Annotated in this window: 21 protein-coding genes; 17 read left to right on the plus strand and 4 right to left on the minus strand. The window is 59.2% G+C overall.

Features of this window, described 5'->3' with window-relative positions; all coding sequences use genetic code 11:
• Nucleotides 1-873, plus strand: coding sequence for a signal recognition particle-docking protein FtsY (gene ftsY, locus FB466_RS09705; protein ID WP_141918143.1), 873 nt, complete (start codon nucleotides 1-3; stop codon nucleotides 871-873).
• Between the two features lie 32 nt (nucleotides 874-905).
• Here ftsY and lipA read toward each other — a convergent pair whose 3' ends face one another.
• Together lipA and lipB are read right to left on the minus strand one after the other, a co-directional pair.
• Nucleotides 906-1,859, minus strand: coding sequence for a lipoyl synthase (lipA, locus tag FB466_RS09710; protein WP_246054656.1), 954 nt, complete (start codon nucleotides 1,857-1,859; stop codon nucleotides 906-908).
• A gap of 101 nt (nucleotides 1,860-1,960) precedes the next feature.
• Nucleotides 1,961-2,620, minus strand: coding sequence for a lipoyl(octanoyl) transferase LipB (gene lipB, locus FB466_RS09715; protein ID WP_141918148.1), 660 nt, complete (start codon nucleotides 2,618-2,620; stop codon nucleotides 1,961-1,963).
• A gap of 140 nt (nucleotides 2,621-2,760) precedes the next feature.
• Between lipB and ffh the strand changes: the two genes are divergently transcribed.
• A complete protein-coding gene (ffh, locus tag FB466_RS09720) occupies nucleotides 2,761-4,326 on the plus strand; it encodes a signal recognition particle protein (RefSeq protein WP_141918151.1) in 1,566 nt (521 codons plus the stop codon).
• 45 nt (nucleotides 4,327-4,371) lie between these two features.
• Here ffh and FB466_RS09725 read toward each other — a convergent pair whose 3' ends face one another.
• Nucleotides 4,372-5,517, minus strand: a complete 1,146-nt coding sequence (locus tag FB466_RS09725; RefSeq protein ID WP_141918154.1) for a glutamate--cysteine ligase — start codon at nucleotides 5,515-5,517, stop codon at nucleotides 4,372-4,374.
• 253 nt (nucleotides 5,518-5,770) lie between these two features.
• Here FB466_RS09725 and rpsP point away from each other — a divergent pair, with 253 nt between their 5' ends.
• The 12 genes from rpsP to FB466_RS09785 all read left to right on the plus strand — a co-directional run bounded on the left by rpsP (nucleotide 5,771) and on the right by FB466_RS09785 (nucleotide 14,624).
• On the plus strand, nucleotides 5,771-6,199 hold the full coding sequence (rpsP, locus tag FB466_RS09730) for a 30S ribosomal protein S16 (RefSeq protein ID WP_141918157.1): 429 nt from the start codon (nucleotides 5,771-5,773) through the stop codon (nucleotides 6,197-6,199).
• A gap of 3 nt (nucleotides 6,200-6,202) precedes the next feature.
• Complete coding sequence (locus tag FB466_RS09735; protein ID WP_141918160.1) at nucleotides 6,203-6,439, plus strand: RNA-binding protein; 237 nt, start codon at nucleotides 6,203-6,205, stop codon at nucleotides 6,437-6,439.
• Nucleotides 6,439-7,131, plus strand: coding sequence for a ribosome maturation factor RimM (gene rimM / locus FB466_RS09740; RefSeq protein WP_246054617.1), 693 nt, complete (start codon nucleotides 6,439-6,441; stop codon nucleotides 7,129-7,131). Before FB466_RS09735 ends, rimM begins: the two co-directional genes overlap by 1 nt.
• Before the next feature lie 3 nt (nucleotides 7,132-7,134).
• Complete coding sequence (gene trmD / locus FB466_RS09745; RefSeq protein WP_141918164.1) at nucleotides 7,135-7,896, plus strand: tRNA (guanosine(37)-N1)-methyltransferase TrmD; 762 nt, start codon at nucleotides 7,135-7,137, stop codon at nucleotides 7,894-7,896.
• 153 nt (nucleotides 7,897-8,049) lie between these two features.
• Complete coding sequence (gene rplS / locus FB466_RS09750) at nucleotides 8,050-8,397, plus strand: 50S ribosomal protein L19 (RefSeq protein ID WP_141918167.1); 348 nt, start codon at nucleotides 8,050-8,052, stop codon at nucleotides 8,395-8,397.
• A gap of 65 nt (nucleotides 8,398-8,462) precedes the next feature.
• Nucleotides 8,463-9,188: a signal peptidase I gene (lepB, locus tag FB466_RS09755; protein WP_141918169.1), complete on the plus strand. Its 726-nt coding sequence runs from the start codon at nucleotides 8,463-8,465 to the stop codon at nucleotides 9,186-9,188.
• On the plus strand, nucleotides 9,185-9,862 hold the full coding sequence (locus FB466_RS09760) for a ribonuclease HII (protein WP_211344807.1): 678 nt from the start codon (nucleotides 9,185-9,187) through the stop codon (nucleotides 9,860-9,862). Before lepB ends, FB466_RS09760 begins: the two co-directional genes overlap by 4 nt.
• 90 nt (nucleotides 9,863-9,952) lie before the next feature.
• Nucleotides 9,953-10,276: a DUF2469 domain-containing protein gene (locus tag FB466_RS09765; RefSeq protein WP_141918173.1), complete on the plus strand. Its 324-nt coding sequence runs from the start codon at nucleotides 9,953-9,955 to the stop codon at nucleotides 10,274-10,276.
• A 140-nt stretch (nucleotides 10,277-10,416) separates the two neighbouring features.
• Nucleotides 10,417-10,773 carry a YraN family protein gene (locus FB466_RS09770; protein ID WP_141918174.1) on the plus strand — a complete coding sequence of 119 codons (357 nt, stop codon included), beginning with the start codon at nucleotides 10,417-10,419 and terminating at the stop codon, nucleotides 10,771-10,773.
• Nucleotides 10,773-12,332: a YifB family Mg chelatase-like AAA ATPase gene (locus FB466_RS09775; RefSeq protein WP_141918176.1), complete on the plus strand. Its 1,560-nt coding sequence runs from the start codon at nucleotides 10,773-10,775 to the stop codon at nucleotides 12,330-12,332. The genes FB466_RS09770 and FB466_RS09775 overlap by 1 nt, the downstream gene beginning before the upstream one ends.
• On the plus strand, nucleotides 12,329-13,609 hold the full coding sequence (dprA, locus tag FB466_RS09780; RefSeq protein WP_141918178.1) for a DNA-processing protein DprA: 1,281 nt from the start codon (nucleotides 12,329-12,331) through the stop codon (nucleotides 13,607-13,609). Before FB466_RS09775 ends, dprA begins: the two co-directional genes overlap by 4 nt.
• A gap of 106 nt (nucleotides 13,610-13,715) precedes the next feature.
• A complete protein-coding gene (locus FB466_RS09785; RefSeq protein ID WP_141918180.1) occupies nucleotides 13,716-14,624 on the plus strand; it encodes a tyrosine-type recombinase/integrase in 909 nt (302 codons plus the stop codon).
• On the opposite strand, the gene FB466_RS09790 is transcribed toward FB466_RS09785, so the two are convergent.
• Nucleotides 14,621-15,184, minus strand: a complete 564-nt coding sequence (locus FB466_RS09790; RefSeq protein WP_170206102.1) for a M23 family metallopeptidase — start codon at nucleotides 15,182-15,184, stop codon at nucleotides 14,621-14,623. The two genes, FB466_RS09785 and FB466_RS09790, sit on opposite strands and share 4 nt — an antisense overlap.
• A 342-nt stretch (nucleotides 15,185-15,526) precedes the next feature.
• On the opposite strand from FB466_RS09790, the gene rpsB reads away from it, so the two are divergent.
• From rpsB to pyrH, 3 genes are all read left to right on the plus strand, one after another.
• On the plus strand, nucleotides 15,527-16,408 hold the full coding sequence (rpsB, locus tag FB466_RS09795) for a 30S ribosomal protein S2 (protein WP_141918183.1): 882 nt from the start codon (nucleotides 15,527-15,529) through the stop codon (nucleotides 16,406-16,408).
• A gap of 38 nt (nucleotides 16,409-16,446) precedes the next feature.
• The gene (tsf, locus tag FB466_RS09800) at nucleotides 16,447-17,274 is read left to right on the plus strand and encodes a translation elongation factor Ts (RefSeq protein WP_141918185.1); all 828 of its coding nucleotides are present in this window, start codon (nucleotides 16,447-16,449) and stop codon (nucleotides 17,272-17,274) included.
• A gap of 141 nt (nucleotides 17,275-17,415) precedes the next feature.
• Nucleotides 17,416-18,132, plus strand: coding sequence for a UMP kinase (gene pyrH / locus FB466_RS09805; protein WP_141918186.1), 717 nt, complete (start codon nucleotides 17,416-17,418; stop codon nucleotides 18,130-18,132).
• Nucleotides 18,133-18,157: the final 25 nt, after the last annotated feature.

The following is an 18,157-nucleotide window of genomic DNA, read 5'->3' on the forward strand; positions in this document are numbered from 1 at the left end:
ATGGCTGAAAAATCATGGTCGCTTTCGGGCGCGCTTCGTGGGATGTTTTCGCGTGAGACGATCACGGAGGAGACCTGGGATGATTTGGAGGCGGCTCTTATTACCGCTGATTTTGGCCCGGACCTCACCGAGACGCTGATCGACCAGCTGCGTGCACAGGTTGCCAAATACGCTACGACAGACCCGAAAGACCTGCGACGGATGCTGCGCGAGACCGTCGAGGAACGCCTCTCTGCGTTGGATTCCACGCTCACGCTGAGCGAGCGACCCGCTGTCATTCTGGTGGTGGGGGTGAATGGTGTGGGAAAAACCACCACGATTGGTAAGTTTGCGCGTTTTTTGCGTTCCTATGACCGCAGCGTGGTGGTGGGTGCCGCCGATACTTTTCGCGCGGCCGCCGTTGAGCAACTCGCCACCTGGGCTGATCGGGCGGGGGCACAGATCGTGCGGCCCCAGCACGAGGGCCAGGACCCGGCATCCGTTGCTTTCCAGACCGTGCAGTTCGCGGTGGAGACGGGTACCGAGATGGTGATCATCGACACAGCAGGCCGACTCCAAACTAAAGGCGGGTTGATGGATGAACTGGGCAAGATTCGCCGGGTTATTGAGAAACAGGCCCCGGTCTCAGAGGTCTTGTTAGTGCTTGACGCGACGACGGGTCAGAACGGCCTTGCACAGGCCGAAGCTTTCATCCAGCACGCGGGTGTGACGGGCTTGGTGCTCACGAAGCTCGATGGCTCGGCCAAGGGGGGCTTTGTGCTCGCGGTGCAGGAGAAGACGGGAATTCCGATCAAATTGGTGGGGCAGGGCGAGGCGATTGGCGATCTGACGGGGTTCACGCCCCACGTCTTTGCCCAGCAGCTTGTCGGCTGAGTTGTCTCGATGACCCGTCGCCGCAGGCGGTATTAGTTCACAGCCTGCGTGAAATTTGTGGGTTGCTGGGCGAGTCGGGCGAGGTGGGGTGGCAGTGTTCTGCCCTGGGCCGTCATCGTCTGTGCCCACAATCGCCCGGCGCGGTATGAAGAGCGCACGAGTGGTCCGGCGAGTACACCGGCAAAGCCAACCTCTTTGGCCTCGTGTGTGATCTCGATAAATTCTTCTGGTGTGAGCCATCGATCCACGGGGAGGTGGCGCGGGCTGGGGCGCAGATACTGGGTGATCGTGAGGATGTGGGTGCCTGCTGCGTGCAGGTCGCGCAGGGCTGCGCTGATCTCGGCTCGGCTCTCGCCCATGCCAAGGATGAGGTTTGACTTGGTGATGAGCCCGGTATCCCGGGCCAGCGTCAGTACACCGAGCGAACGCTCGTAGCGAAAGGCGGGTCGGATGCGTGTGAAGAGGCGAGGCACCGTCTCGATGTTGTGGGCAAATACCTCGGGCCGGGAGTCGAACACGAGTTGAAGGAGATCTGGGTTACCCGAGAAATCGGTGGCCAGGATTTCTACCCCCGTTTCGGGGTTGAGCTCGTGGATCTTCCGCACAGTTTCGGCGTGCAGCCAGGCACCTTCGTCGGGCAGGTCGTCGCGGGCCACCCCCGTTACGGTTGCGTAGCGCAGGTTCATTGCTCGTACCGATTCGGCGACGCGACGCGGCTCATCCGTGTCGTAGGTGGCGGGTTTGCCCGTGTCAATCTGGCAAAAGTCGCAGCGGCGTGTGCACTGCGCTCCGCCGATGAGGAAGGTTGCCTCCCGATCTTCCCAGCACTCGAATATATTGGGGCAACCGGCTTGCTGGCAGACGGTATTGAGTTTCTGGGAGCGCACCAAGTCGGTGAGTTCACGGTAGGCGGGTCCCATTGCGGCGCGGGTCTTAATCCACTCTGGTTTTTTCTCGATGGGCGTCTGCGCGTTTCGGGCCTCGATTCGGAGGAGTTTACGTCCACCCGGGGTGGTATCGGTGCTGTCTTGTGCGGGCGTCGAGTCGCATCCTGTTGTCGGGCGCGGGGTGAGGTTCCTCGGCCGTGTCACGCGGTCACCACCGGGGCGATTGTGGTTGCGTTGCCGGTGACCGTGAGGAAGTGAGCGGTCACCGTATCGGCGCAGTCTTCCGGCGTCATGGTCTGCCCGAGAAGATCGCTGATGCTTGTCACGCTGACATCGCTCAGTCCGCACGGTGTGATACGGGCGAAGCCCTCCGGGCTGTTGGAGCAGTTGAGCGAGAAGCCGTGCATGGTGACGCCGCGGGAGACGCGAAGTCCGATAGCCGCTATCTTTGCGGGCGACCCGCCGCCGAGAACCCATACACCTGAACGCCCGGCGATCCGTTCTCCCGAGATACCCCAGGTGGCGAGAGCTCGGATCAGAACCTCCTCAAGCGTGCGCATATACCCCACCACGTTGCGGGGTTCGGCGAGCCGGATGATGGGATAACCCACCAACTGACCGGGTCCGTGCCAGGTTATGCTGCCCCCTCGGTCCACGTCGATCACGGCCGAACCGTCCCGGGGCCGGTGCTGGGGCTCCGTGCGTTTTCCGGCTGTGTAAACGCTTTCGTGTTCGCAGAGAATGAGGGTGTTTGGTCGAGTGCCGCTGACGACTTCACCATGAATTCGTTGCTGGAGAAGCCAGCCCGGGGCATAGCTCAGCAGGGTAGGGGCAAAGCCAGCACGCAGGATTTCCGTCATGCCAGCATCCTACTATTTATTAATGAACTCAAGTCAATTAATAGATAAAGAGTGGTAATTCTGCTGTGCGGGGAGCTCTGAGTTGCCGAAAAAGAGCTCACTCGGGACGTCGGCGCATCAGATAGTAGACTTGTCGAGTCATGGCTACTTTTGGAAACCTCTCGGATCGGCTTGCCGACACATTCAAGAACCTGCGAACAAAGGGAAAGCTCTCGGCCTCAGATGTCGATGGCACCGTTCGCGAAATTCGGCGCGCTCTGCTCGACGCGGATGTCGCGCTCGACGTGGTCAAGGAGTTCACCGGTCACGTGCGTGAGCGTGCGCTTGGTGACGAGGTGAATAAAGCTCTGAACCCCGCCCAGCAGGTCGTGCAGATTGTTAACGAAGAACTGATTGCCATTCTCGGTGGCCAGCAGCGACGACTTGAGTTCGCCAAGAAGCCGCCGACCATCATTATGCTTGCCGGACTCCAGGGTGCGGGTAAGACCACCCTCGCGGGCAAGCTCAGCAAATGGTTGGCCAAGGACGGACACACCCCGCTCCTCGTGGCTGCCGACCTCCAACGGCCTAACGCTGTGACACAGCTTGGCGTCGTCGCCGAGCAGGCGGGTGTGGCGATCTTTGCTCCCGAACCCGGTAATGGTGTGGGTGATCCGGTGCAGGTGGCCAGAGACTCAATAAAGTATGCCGGGGTGAAGCAGCACGACGTTGTCATCGTTGACACCGCTGGTCGTTTGGGTGTAGATGCCGAGATGATGGCCCAGGCCGCCAAAATTCGTCAGGCGATCAACCCTGACGAGGTCCTCTTTGTCATTGACGCCATGATTGGTCAGGATGCCGTGAACACGGCCAAAGCTTTCCAAGAGGGCGTTGACTTCACGGGTGTTGTTCTCACCAAGCTTGACGGTGATGCTCGAGGTGGTGCCGCTCTCTCTGTGGCCAGCATCACGGGTCGCCCCATCATCTTTGCCTCGACGGGTGAGGGTCTTGACGATTTCGAGGCGTTCCACCCTGATCGGATGGCGAGTCGTATCCTCGATCTTGGTGACATCCTCACCCTGATTGAGCAGGCCCAGCAGAACTTCGATGAGGAGGAAGCTCGTCAGGTCGCGGAAAAATTTGCGACCGATACATTCACCCTCGACGACTTCCTCAAGCAGATGCAGCAGCTGCGCAATATGGGCTCGCTCAAAAAGATGATGGGGATGCTGCCCGGTATGGGTCAGATGAAGGAGCAGCTGGATAACTTCGACGAGCGCGAGATTGTGCGCACCGAAGCCATCATTCAGTCGATGACCCGGGCCGAGCGTGTAACGCCCAAATCACTCAATGGCTCCCGCCGTCTGCGTATTGCCAAGGGCTCTGGCACGACTGTGACCGAGGTGAACAGCCTGGTGAACAGATTTGAACAGGCCGCCAAGATGATGAAGACAGTTGCCAAGGGAGGAATGCCTCAAATTCCCGGGATGGGTCCTGTACCCGGTGCGAACTTCAGCTCCAAACGTAAGCAGAAGGTTAAGGGTAAGAAGGGCTCGCGTTCAGGTAATCCGGCCAAGCGTGCCGCCGAGAACTCGGGGGCCTCGGTGGTTGAGACTCCTGTCACGACCGCTGGCTCCGGGTTTGGGCTGGGCGGGGGAACTTCCGCCGCCCCATCGGCTCCGAGTGAGGACGAGTTGGCCGCGTTGCAGAAGTTTCTGGGTCGCTAGCACGATTTCTGATCGCATCCGCCGTGGTACCTGAATCTTTGTGTACTAGGCGTTGGGGGAGTTCAGGCCGTGCCGGAGTTCCTGTGCGAGTGATGAGACGACGGCGCGCAGATCTCCGGAGGTGGATTCTGCGATGCGTAGCTGACGCTGGTAGCTGGCCCCGGTATCCAGAATGGTGTTGACCTGGTAGAGCTCCGCCAGGCAGCCCATGCGCTCGGCGACAGGACTCAGCTCATCGACCAGACTGCGGATAGCCAATGTAACGGGCTGTTGCTCCCCCTGGGGATTGACGATGATGGTTGCGTCCAAGCCAAATCGGGCCGCGCGCCACTTGTTTTCCCGCACAAACCACGGCTGCATTTTCGGGAGGGGGATGCCACTGTCGAGGTCGCTAGACATCTTCTCGGTGAGGCACTGGATAAGCGCGGTAACGGCTCCAATTTCCTCGGCGGTGGAGAGCCCATCACATGCTCGCATCTCAAGAGTTCCCCAGCGCGGTGAGGGGCGGATATCCCAGCGAGCCTCGTTGACCTCGGTGAGGATGCCTGTACCGGTGAGATCATCGATATAGCGTTCAAATTCGTCCCACGAGGTGAGGTCATAGGGGAGGCCTGCCGTCGGGATTTGTTGGAACATCAGCGCCCGGTTGCTGGCATAGCCGGTGGCTTCGCCCGCCCAGAAGGGGCTTGACGCTGAGAGTGCCTGGAGGTGCGGGTAGTAGGTGAGGAGCCCGTGCAAGAGGGGGAAAACCTTTTCCCGGTCGTCAATACCCACGTGCACATGTATACCCCAGATCATCATATTGCGCCCCCACCACTGGGTTCGCTCGACGAACTTCTGATAGCGGGGAGTGTCGGTAACGATCTGGTTAAACCATTGGCTAAAGGGGTGGCTGCCCGCGCACATAACATCGACTCCGAGCGGGTCGAGCACGGCACGCACCTCGGCCAGCTGTCCCTGTAGGTCTGCGACGGCTCCGGCAACGGTTGTGTGTACGCCGCTGACTAGTTCCAGGGTGTTTTGAAGGAGTTCAGAGGTGATGCTCGGATGCTTCGAACCGTCTGCCTGGCGGAGCTCATGAAAAACCTGATCGGCGATGTTGACCAGTTCGCCGCTCTCACGATCAACCATGGCGAGCTCCCACTCCACGCCAACGGTGGAACGCGGCGAATGGGCAAACTCAATGTTCATAGTCGCATCCCTTCCGGTGGCGGGAGAGGGGTGCGCACCGTGCCTTTTTATCCTTGCACGGGTCCCGCGGCGAACGCCAGCCGGAAGACAATTACCATCGGGGCGAAAAGTCTGACAGAATGAGTGTTTGAGTCTGTGTCTACCCGACCCTCTAATCAGGTGTCACGGAGTCCCTTTAGAGCTTTAGCGCCGAGTGTGCACCCCACGCGTCCGGCAGCGGTTCATCCACACAACATATATTTTCAGGAGAATTGTGGCTGTCAAAATTCGTTTGAAGCGTCTCGGTAAAATCCGCGCGCCCTATTACCGCATCGTCGTGGCCGACTCGCGCACCAAGCGCGATGGTCGTGTGATCGAGGAGATCGGCAAGTATCACCCCACCGAGGAGCCCTCGTTCATCGAGGTTAAGTCGGACCGTGCACAGTACTGGCTCAGCGTGGGCGCACAGCCCACCGAGCAGGTTGCTGCCATCCTCAAGCTCACGGGTGACTGGGGTCAGTTCAAGGGCGATAAGGATGCTGTCAGCACCGTCAAGGTGAAGGAAGCCAAGGTTGCTTTCGTGGCCGATGAGAAGAAGAAGCCCGTTCTCAAGCCGAAGGAGACCCCCAAGGCCAAGGTAGAGGAGCCCGCAGCTGAGGAGACCCCCGAGGTTGAGGCAGTAGCTGACGAGGACAAGGCATAACTCGTGCTCACACCGGCTCTCGAACATCTCGTCAAGGGGATCGTTGATCACCCCGAAGAAGTTCAGGTTCTCTCAAAGAGCAGCCAGCGTGGCGAGGTCCTTGAGGTGCATGTGCACCCCGAGGACCTCGGTCGCGTCATCGGTAGGTCTGGGCGCACCGCGCAGTCGCTGCGCAGCGTGATTACGGCGCTGGCTGATGGCCGTCGCGTGCGTGTTGACGTTGTTGACACCGATAAGTAGTGGCGCGCTCGGAACAGGCTTCGCCTGCACATCAGGAACGCCCCGACCAATTGCGCGTTGGTCGGCTCACAAAAGCCCACGGGCTTAAGGGTGCCATTAAGGTAGAGCTCTATACTGACGACCCTGAGCGTCGTTTTTCTCCCGGCGCAGAGTTTCTTCTGCAGGTTCCCGAGAGCTCGTCGTGGCACGGTAAAACCCTGCGCCTTATAGAGTTGCGTTGGTACAACAGCCACCCTGTTGCTTTTTTTCAGGGTGTTGAGGACCGAAATGCGGCCGAGGAGCTTATCAAAGCGATCCTCTGGATCGAGCAGGACCTCACCGAGGGAACCGGTGAAGATGATGCCTGGTATGATCACCAGCTGGTGGGACTTAGCGTCATCCGTGAGGGGGTAGAGGTGGGGACGGTTGCTCGCTTGGAGCATCTACCCGCCCAGGATTTACTCATCGTTAATACACCGGCTGGCGAGGTAATGGTTCCCTTCGTCTCGGCTATTGTGCCCACCGTTGATGTTCAGGCAGGGCGGGTTATCGTGACTCCACCCCGAGGTCTGTTTGAGGCCGACGAGGCGGAGATTGCTGCGCCGAGCGCCGCGGGCCTGGATGATGAGTCTGCAGATCCAACGGGGGGCGACTCAGTAGAGTCTGAGTTGCCCCGCCCAGAGGGTTCAGGGTCACCCACATATGCCGAGTAACTTGTGAAAATAGATATTGTGAGCATCTTTCCGTCATTTTTTGACGTTCTCGATATCTCTCTCCTCGGCAAAGCCCGTCAGAACGGGATGATCAACCTTGCGGTGCACGATTTACGTGACTTTGCGCATGATCGTCACCGTACGGTTGACGACACTCCGTATGGTGGTGGTGCCGGGATGGTCATGAAACCGGAGCCCTGGGGTGAAGCGCTTGATCGTATCTTGGGTCGGGAAGAGCCCTCGGCCGCTGACGCGGCGGGAGCGGGAAGTCAACCCCGCCCGCTGGTTATTTTCCCGTCCCCGGCTGGAGAAGTTTTTAACCAGGAAATGGCCCGAACCCTCGCGCAGGAGGACCACCTGGTCTTTGGGTGTGGGCGTTATGAGGGTATTGACCAACGGGTTGTTGACTACGCTGCTGACCAGGCCCGCGTACGTCTGGTGAGTCTCGGTGACTACGTTCTCAACGGGGGTGAGGTCGCCACGATGGCCATGATCGAGGCTATCGGGCGGTTGATTCCCGGTGTGGTGGGAAACCCGGAGAGCCTGACGGAAGAATCCCACGAGGACGGTCTACTCGAATATCCGAGCTACACGAAACCGTCATCCTGGCGCGGCTATGATGTGCCACCTGTGTTACTCTCCGGGAACCATGGTGCAGTCCATTCCTGGCGCCATGAACAGCGGGTTGAACGCACGCGGCGGGTGCGACCCGACCTTTTATCCGTGGTGTTAGATGCGGATGCCGCTACACCCGAATCTGAATAGATTCGTTCTGGCCGTCACTTTCGTGGCATAATAGTTCCTTGTGTCATCGCTCGGATCTGCCACGAGGGTTCCGGCTATCTGATGACGCGTTTCATCCACTAACCATCTAAACTTGCGATTCGACTTGTGGCGGGCGCAGAGAGCGAATATGACATGCAAAATCTCGATTTTGTCGATGCTGCATCACTGAAGTCCGACATTCCCGATTTCCGTGCTGGTGACACCGTCAAGGTTCACGTGAACATCATCGAGGGCACCCGCTCGCGTATCCAGATCTTCCAGGGCGTTGTTATCGCGCGCTCAGGATATGGTGTGCGTGAGACGTTCATCGTTCGCAAAATCAGCTTCCAGGTTGGCGTGGAGCGTACGTTCCCCGTGCACTCGCCCGTGATTGACAAGATCGAGGTCGTGACGCGAGGCGATGTTCGTCGTGCCAAGCTCTACTACCTGCGCGAACTGCGCGGTAAGAAGGCGAAGATTCGCGAGAAGCGCGACCGATAGCATCTGCTTGAGAGCTGAGCTCCACGCCAACATATAAGATGGTGTGGAGCTCAGGCGGTTAATAAGTGACAATAAATACTTCATCTTCAGCGAGTCCTGCATCGCCTCGGCGGCGCGGTACTCTGACATTCATTCGCGATGTCATCATCATCCTGGTGTTGGCTCTCATCGCGTCTTTCCTCGTGAAGACGTTTCTGGTGCGATCTTTCTACATCCCGTCGTCCTCGATGGAGGATACCCTCCAAATCAACGACCGCATCCTGGTGAATCAGCTAGTTCCCGAGGTGTCGGCGGTACACCACGGCGATGTTGTGGTGTTCACCGATCCGGGTGGATGGTTAACTCCGCGCGCCCAGGAAGATCCCGGACCGATCCAGTGGTTCTTCGAGGTGATTGGTCTTTCCCCCTCCGATAGCGATAATCACCTGGTGAAGCGGGTGATCGGGCTACCCGGTGACAATGTGATGTGCTGTAACACCCTGGGCCAACTTGTTATCAACGGTGAAGCAATCAAAGAGCCGTATGTCAAGCTTCCGGCGAACACCACCAAGGTATCGTCAATTGATTTTGACATCATCGTGCCCAAAGACTCCTTGTGGGTGATGGGTGATAACCGGTACTCATCCCAGGATTCGCGCTACCACATGGATCAGCCCGGTGGAGGTTCGATTCCCATGGATAACGTTGTCGGCCACGCTTTCATCATCACGTGGCCACTTAACCGGTTGACTATCTTAGATAGCCATTCGGGCATCTTTCCGACCTCTGATTCGGGGTCGGACTCGGAGTGACCGGAACCGCCTCGACGCGTGGGCCTGCCCGCCAGCGCCTCCCTAAACCCGACCCAGATCTTAACTATGAAACCGAGCTTCTGTGCGGTGGGGTGCCGCTCGTGATTGGTTGCGATGAGGTCGGGCGAGGCGCAATTGCCGGACCTGTGGCAGTGGGTGTGGCCGCGTATCGGCCGGAGTGTGGGGCTTTCCCTGAGGGGCTGCGCGATTCTAAGCTACTCACCTCTCGGAAGCGCGACGAGCTCTACCCGCTTGCCGCTGGATGGGCCGCCTACTGGGCTGTCGGGTATGCTTCTGCCGACGAGATTGACCGGTGTGGTATCACTGTTGGGCTCGGTCTGGCCGGTAGGCGTGCGCTGGTGAGCTTACACGATCAGGGAGCGCCGGTTGCCTCGAGCGTGATTCTGCTTGACGGCTCATCTGATTGGCTGAGCCCTGCCTTGGTGTCTCCTCTCCGGATAGTGACCCGGGTTAAGGCTGACCAAGACTGTGCATCGGTGGCCGCAGCGTCCGTCTTGGCTAAGGTCCACCGCGATCGCCACATGATCGTCCTCGACGCTGAACTGCCCGGGTACGGGTGGGGCAGCAATAAAGGGTACGGGGCTGCCTCTCACTACGTTGCGATTCGTGCACGCGGCGTGAGCGTTCAACACAGACAGACCTGGCTGAAGTAGCCGTGCCACGTGCCCGGTGTTCCGGCCGACACCATGGGTCAGATGCATCCCAGGGCAGATCTCCCGTGAGTTTCCGAATAGGATGGTGGGATGAACGAGGACGAGTTTGACGACTATGAGCGCGAGGTTGAGCTTGCCCTGTTTCGGGAGTACCGGGATGTTGTGTCTCAGTTTCGTTACGTTGTCGAGACCGAGCGACGTTTCTACCTGGCAAACAGTGTTGATCTCACGCGGCAGGATGCGGGCCAGGACTTCTACTTTGAGCTCACCATGAATGATGTTTGGGTGTGGGATGTGTACCGCGCTGATCGGTTTGTGAAGTCAGTGCGTGTACTCACCTTCAAAGATGTCAACGTTGAGGAGCTTTCTGATCGTGAGCTCAAGCTCCCCCGAGAGCTTGCGCTCGACGAATAATCACTGAGGTGGTTCCCCTTTCCGTGCGCATACGGATAATAATCTCCACAGGCTCGTTTTTCGCTTAGTTTTCCACACGGGGAGATCTCCGCTCACGGTGATAAGTGGCTATCCGGCACTCTCATTTTGGGAGGTGTCACATGGCACGTAAAGATGAGATTGGCCGCTGGGGCGAAGAGATTGCCGTCGGCTTTGTTGAGCAACTGGGCTATACCATTGTGGAGCGCAACTGGCGTCACACGATGGGTGAGATTGACGTCATCGCACGGGACGTAGATCAGACGGTATTTATCGAGGTGAAGACCCGCAGTGGAAGGGGATATGGGCATCCGTTCGAGGCAATTACCACCGAGAAGCTTGCCCGCTTACGACGGCTTGCACTTGCCTGGTGCCGCGCCCAGGAGCATCCACCAACACGTATTCGCCTGGATGCTGTTGCAGTCTTGGGGCGACCGGACCGGGGCGCCCAGGTAGAGCATCTGATGGGGGTGTTCTAATGGTGGTTGCGCGCACCCGTGGCATCGCCCTGAGCGGTCTTGACGGACACCCAGTTGAGGTGGAAGCGGATGTCTCCCACAACCTGCCAGGTTTTGTGATTATTGGATTACCCGATGCTGCCCTCGGCGAAGCTAAAGAAAGGGTTCGATTAGCCGCCAGCAATAGCGGGTGCCCGTTGACGGATCGTAAGCTCACGGTGAACCTGTCACCCGCTTCCTTACCGAAACACGGTGCGGGTTTTGACTTGGCAATAGCTATGGCGAGCCTTGCCTCCGCGGGGAGCATCTCAGCCGCCTCAATTCGTGATGTTGTGCATGTGGGTGAGCTGCGCTTGGATGGGAGGCTGCGGGGGTCGGTGGGCATTCTGCCGGCTGTGGTGGCAGCCCGGCGCGCCGGAATATCTACGGTGATGGTGCCGGCGCCGAACGCCCGTGAGGCGAGTCTGGTTCCCGATATGACGGTGCTTGCGGTCTCAACGCTGCGTGAGGCGGCCCGTTGGCATGGGGGAGACTATCCCGAGAGCAACGAGGCTGTGGAGGAGACGTGGGATCCAGATCCGGTGGGTCACCGGGGTCAAACAACAGATCCCTGCCCCGGCGACCTGAAAGACATTATTGGAAACGACGAGGCCGTATCGGCCTTGATCGTGGCGGCAGCGGGCGGACACAATATGTCGCTTCTCGGTCCGCCCGGGGCCGGCAAAACGATGTTGGCATCGCGCCTTGTCGGTCTCCTGCCTGATCTTGATGATGAGGCCTCTCTGGAGGCCAGCTGTGTGCGTTCGCTCGCCGGGTTTAGCCTGGTGGAGGGTTTGGTAACCCGCCCGCCTTTTGAGAGCCCACACCATACCGCATCGGCCGCAGCCCTGATCGGCGGGGGAAGCAGCATTATCCGTCCGGGTGCTGCGGCGCGAGCTGCCCACGGTGTTCTCTTCATCGATGAAGCGCCCGAGTTTCCTGCCGCTGTTTTGGATTCGCTGCGGCAACCGCTCGAATCCGGTCGCATCGTGATACACCGTGCGCGGAGCACAGCCTATTTTCCCGGTCGATTTCAGCTGGTCCTCGCAGCGAATCCTTGTCCGTGTGGAAACTATGGCGTGCGTGACGCTGAGTGTACATGTCCGCCCAACACGCGCAAGCGCTATCTGGGGCGTGTATCCGGGCCGCTTAAAGATCGGATCGATATCCATCTGAACGTCAACCGCATCACGGCTGCCCAGCTGCGAGTTGCCGAGGAGGATGGGAAGCGAACGAGTACAGCGGAGGCTCGAGCCCGCGTTCTGGCAGCTCGAAGCCGAGCAGCATGCCGACTTTCTGGTTCACCGTGGAAAACCAATGGCGAAGTGTCGGGCGCTTGGCTTCGTTCTCAGCCTCAGCGGTTGTCACCCGCTACCACGGTGAGTCTTGACCGGGCTCTTGAAACCGGATTCATTACGATGCGAGGATACGATCGTGTGCTGAGACTGGCCTGGACGCTCGCTGACCTGAGCGGCGAGTTGTTTCCGCACCGGCAGCATGTCGGAGAGGCTCTCCTCCTGCGAAGCGGGGTGTCACTATGACCTATTTTGGTCTGTCTGGGAATGACGTCCGAGGTGGCGCTCGAAAATTGCTGGGTGGAGCGGAAACCGCCGAGGCCCTGCAGGTTGCAGATGAGGTCCTTGTGCTGGTCTTTGCGCGATCGGTGTGGAGTCGGCTGGCCGAGCCGGGGGACAGGATTGCGGGAGTGGTCATCAATGAGTTAGGTGCCGTCCGGGTGCTCGACGAGTTGGTCGCCGGGACATCAAGTTCGGGGCTGTTATCCCTTATGGGGGACGGGGCTCGTGAGGAGTTGGCCGCTTCAGGTCGGGACGGGCGTCGGCAGCCTGCCACCGCCGACTACCTTGGTGCAGCCTGTGAGCGCTGGCGGCCTCGGTTGATCTCAGCGGAAGCGCTGCGGGCCTGTGACACGGCTGCGCTGCTGGCTGCGAGCATCCTGGTTCCGGAGTTAGACGGCTGGCCGGCGCGCGTGAACGACCTAGGCGACCACTCTCCCATCGCCCTATGGAGTCGAGGAAGGGTGCCATCTGCCCTCTTGGGAGCCAGTCTCAGTATGGTGGGGTCGCGCGCATCCACCGGTTATGGGGAGCACGCCACGGTTGAGTTGGCTTCGGGTGTAGCCGCCCGTGGCCTAGCCGTTGTTTCTGGTGGAGCCTACGGGATTGACGGTACAGCGCATCGGTCTGCACTGTTCAGTCACGGATCAACCGTTGCGGTGCTGGCCGGAGGTATTGATCGGTTGTACCCGAGCGGGCACGTTAGCCTTTTTGATCGTATTCTTGCTGACGGCCTGATTGTGAGCGAAATGCCACCCGGTTTTTCGCCGACTCGATGGCGTTTTCTGCAGAGAAACCGCATCATTGCAGCTTTGGGGAACGCAACGCTGGTGTGTGAGGCCGGAAGCCGTTCCGGATCGTTGAATACGGCCGGCCACGCGGCAAGTATGGGGCGTCCCTTGGGCGCCGTCCCCGGCCCCATCACGTCGGCAAGCTCGGCAGGCTGTCATAAACTTTTGCGTGAATACGATGCGGTGTGCGTCACGACGGTTGATGAGGCTGTTGAGTTGGCGGGAATTGCTCCGGCTTCCGGGGTCGTTCCGATGCACGATGCGATATCGGGTCATCTTCTCCGGGTCACGGATGCTCTCCGCCCGCGTAAGAGTCAGACCCTAGCGGAGATTGCCGCAGCGACCGGGTTATCGCCGGGGGACACGAGGACCGCCGTTGCCGAGCTTGAACTCATGGGTCGCGCCCGCTGCGATGAGGAGGGGTGGCGTTCTATTGCTTCGCGAGCTCGGTAGCTGTGTTGAGCAATGACAACGCGCGGAACTGGGGGAAGCTGGCATGGGTCCTTCCGCTACGGCGTTTTCTGCGTCGCACTTGAGTCTGATGCCGGACAATGGGCAGATGAGCACGGTTCGGGACCTTGACGACTTCACCGGTTATCTGGAACACGAGAGAGGGTATTCCCCTCAGACGGTTCGCGCCTACCGGTCCGACCTCTCCCAACTCTTCAAATTCCTCATGGAACGTGATTCAGGCTCTGGCTGGTTTGAGCTTGATGATCTGCGTGACTGGCTGTGGGACGGTCAGAACCGGGGGCTTTCCGCGAGTACTTTGGCTCGTCGGACGGCATCTGTTAAAGCGTTTAGCCACTGGCTTGCACGTCACGGATATCGGGACACCGATGTGGCGAGTCGGCTTACCGGACCTACCGCCCAGCAGCCGCTCCCGCGTGTGGTCACCGAGCTTAACCTCTCCGGCCTTTTCGCGCGGTTGGCGGAGCGGGCTAGTTCAGGAGATGTTCGTGCCATCCGAGACCGTGCCATTATCGAGTTGCTTTACGGGGCAGCTTTGCGCGTATCCGAGCTGGCAGCACTTAATTTAGACGACCTCGATCTCTACCGGCTCACCGTTCGGGTTACAGGTAAGGGTGATAAGCAGCGGGTTGTACCGTTTGGGGTGCCAGCGGCTAGCGCATTGTCTGCCTATCTGCAGGACGGGCGCATCCGGCTTGCTGCTACCGCTGCCCGCGCTGCACCAGCCTTTTTCCTCACCACACGGGGAAACCGGATGGGCGTGCGCGCGCTTTATGGAGTGGTCTCGCACGCGCTTGAGTCGGTTCCGGGTCAGGGCCCCTTGGGCCCGCACACGCTGCGGCACGCTGCCGCAACTCATCTGGTGGATGGGGGGGCGGATCTCCGCGCTGTACAGGAAATGCTGGGACACTCAAGTCTGGCGACGACTCAGATCTATACTCACGTTTCCGCTGAACGACTTGCCCGAACCTACCGGGCGGCCCATCCGCGAGCTTAGCCACCGTCCAGCGGAAGAAGCACAGGGCGTGCGTCAAGGCCAAAGAAGATCATGGGGTTGAGGTAGTCTCCCTCCACTCGAACCCCCATGTGCAGGCACCCCGAGGCGGTGTGTGCGCCGAGAGTCTCTGAGCAGTGGGTCGAGGTTCCAACCGTGCCGACTGGCTCGCCTGCCGCGATCAGCTGACCCGCGACGACGACTGCGTTCACCGGCTCGAAACTGGAGAGGTAACCGTTTGCGTGTTGAATGGATAACACTGGTCTATCCACAACCAGTCCGACAAAGTGCACCACCCCCGCGGCGGGGGCGGTCACGGGAGCGGCCTCAGTCACGGCAAGGTCTACTCCACGGTGACCAGCTGCATAACGATGTTCCGGGGCGATAAACGGTCGGCTGACCCGGAGCGGAGCGATGACGGGCAACTGCCACCGGGGATGGTGCGCCGATTCTGTCGCAGTGGCGGTCAGCGGAACCGCGCTGATGGTGAGACTTCCCATCAGCAGGGCGCAGGCACCCGCTCGGAGGATCAGGGTCTTCCTCTTGTGTGGGCGTCGGGTCACTGTGCTGCAGGGGATGGTAGGTATTGTCATGGAGCTAGAGTGCCTGTGGGCGGTTGAGCCGGCGCAACCCCGCCCAGAACTGGGGAAAACCCATAAAATTTTTTGCCTGTGGAGGACGGTTATCGATCCGGCGTGGTGGTAGCATTAGTTCAGCATTCCAGAGATGGAGTGACTACGCGTGCCCAAATTAATGGCCGCAACATCTCGGTCTCCTTACTCTCCCGGTTTTTAGCGGGCAGTGGGTAGCAGTTGCGGTAACGGGTGCCAGGGATTTCTGCCGTCCGGTAGAGGTCAATAAACCGAATCGCGCTCTCGACGAGAGCGCAGAAATGGAGAACGGCTATGGCCGTCGTTACAATTCGCCAGCTACTCGACAGTGGTGTGCACTTCGGGCACCAGACCCGTCGTTGGAATCCGAAGATGAAGCGTTTCATCCTCACGGAGCGCTCCGGTATTTACATCATCGACCTACAACAGTCGCTGGCCCACATCGACAATGCCTACGACTTCGTTAAGACCACTGTCGCACACGGTGGATCAATCCTCTTTGTCGGAACAAAGAAGCAGGCTCAGGAAGCTATTGCCGAGCAGGCAACACGTGTTGGTCAGCCCTACGTTAACCAGCGTTGGCTGGGTGGTCTGTTGACCAACTTCCAGACGGTTTCACAGCGCCTCGCCCGGATGAAGGAGCTTGAGGAGCTTGACTTCGAGGGTACCACAAGCGGTTTTACCAAGAAGGAACTGCTGCTTAAGAAGCGTGAGCTGGACAAGCTGCACAAGAGTCTTGGCGGAATTCGCAACATGACGAAGACCCCCTCGGCGATCTGGATCGTGGACACGAAGAAGGAGCACCTCGCCATTGACGAGGCACGCAAGCTGGGTATTCCCGTTATTGCCATCCTTGACACCAACTGCGATCCTGATGATGTTCAGTACCCCATTCCGGGTAACGATGACGCGATCCGCAGCGTGGCCTTGTTGACGCGCGTTGTTGCGGATGCCGCAGCCGAGGGGCTCATTGAGCGTCACCAGAAGCCCGACGCATCGGCAACCGCTGCCGAGCCGATGGCCGAGTGGGAGCGCGAGCTTCTTGGTGCTGCTGAGGCCGAGGCCGCTGCGCCTACCCCAGAAGTGGCCATCGAGGCTGAGGCACCTGTTGAGAGTGTCGTTGAGCCTGCACCTGAGGTTGCCGTGGAAGCACCCGCCGTAGACGACGCCAAGTAAAGCGTTCTCACACATCTATAACTGAGGAGTTTAAGTACATGGCTAATTTCAGCCTAGAAGCCGTCAAGACCCTCCGTGAGCGCCTGGGCGCCGGAATGGTCGATAGTAAGAATGCGCTTATTGAGGCAGACGGTGACATCGACAAGGCCATTGAGATTTTGCGTCTCAAGGGGATGAAGGGTGTGGCCAAGCGAGAGGGCCGTGCGACCAGTGAGGGCCTCGTAGCCGCCCAGGAGAGCGATTCGAGTGCCACCATCATCGAGCTTGCTTGTGAAACAGATTTTGTGTCGAAGAATGAGAAGTTCATCGCGCTGGCAGATACGGTGATTAACGCGGTTGTTGCTGCTGGTGCTCGCACACTGGAGGAGGCTCTGGCCGCTCCCGCCGGGAGCAAAACTGTTGCCGATGTCATTACTGACGAGGCCGCCATCCTGGGCGAGAAGGTTGAACTACGTCGCATCGCGGTTGTCGACGGAGAGCACTTTGCGATTTACCTGCACAAGACCAGCAAAGACCTGCCGCCGCAGGTTGGCGTTGTTGTCGGTTACGCGGGCAGCGACGACGAAACGGCTCGCACCATTGCGCAGCATATTTCGTTTGCTGATCCGCTTTACCTGTCTCGTGAAGAAGTCCCCGCCGCGGAGGTGGAGAAGGAGCGTGAGCTGGTTACTGAGATCGCCAAGAACGAGGGTAAGCCGGAGGCCGCCCTGCCGAAGATCATTGAGGGTCGTCTGACCGGATTCTTCAAGACCGTTGTTCTTGTTGACCAAGACTACGCTCGCGACAACAAACAGAGTGTCAAGAAGGTTCTTGACAGCGCTGGGCTGACCCTGTCGGGCTTTGCCCGTTTCAAGGTTGGCGCATAGCGCAGATGAGTGTAAGGGAGCCCGAACCATATATTGGTTCGGGCTCCCTTGCTCTGTAGTACGTGTGCCGGACAATCGTTTGACTCCTCATCTCCGCTACCCTGAGGTGGGTGGAGAAGTGGACGATGTAAAGGAAAAATTATGACAGGAACCAAGCGTAGGCGTCGAGTGCTTCTGAAACTTTCAGGTGAGGCGTTCGGCGGGGGACAGCTGGGGGTTAACCCCGATGTCGTTAGTGCAATGGCCAAGGAGATTGCGGCCGCGGCAGAAGTGGTTGAGGTCGCGATTGTTGTCGGTGGGGGAAACTTCTTTCGCGGTGCCGAACTTTCTCAGCGGGGCATGGACCGTGGTCGCGCCGACTATATGGGCATGCTGGGTACCGTCATGAATGCTCTGGCATTGCAGGACTTTCTCGAACAGGCTGGTGTGGGATGCCGCGTGCAGTCGGCGATTACCATGACCCAGGTGGCCGAGACTTACATCCCTCTGCGGGCGATCCGTCATCTGGAGAAGGGCCGTGTGGTGGTCTTTGGTGCCGGTGCCGGGCTTCCTTACTTCTCAACCGACACCGTTGCTGCACAGCGTGCGCTCGAAATTCACGCCGATGTTGTGCTTGTTGCCAAGAACGGTGTTGACGGTGTCTATACCGCAGATCCCCGCTTGGATCCCGCCGCTGAGAAGATTGACACGATCGGATATCAGCAGGCACTGCAGCAGGGTCTAAAAGTTGTTGACTCTACAGCCTTTAGCCTCTGCATGGACAACAGGATGCCCATGCGTGTATTTGGGATGGAACCAGCAGGTAATGTGACCTCGGCTATTCTCGGTGCCGATATCGGTACGCTAGTACACGCTTAGCTAAGTCGCTCTACTAGACTTGTCC

Origin of the sequence: Klugiella xanthotipulae, assembly GCF_006716695.1 — a bacterium.
GTDB lineage: Bacteria > Actinomycetota > Actinomycetes > Actinomycetales > Microbacteriaceae > Klugiella > Klugiella xanthotipulae.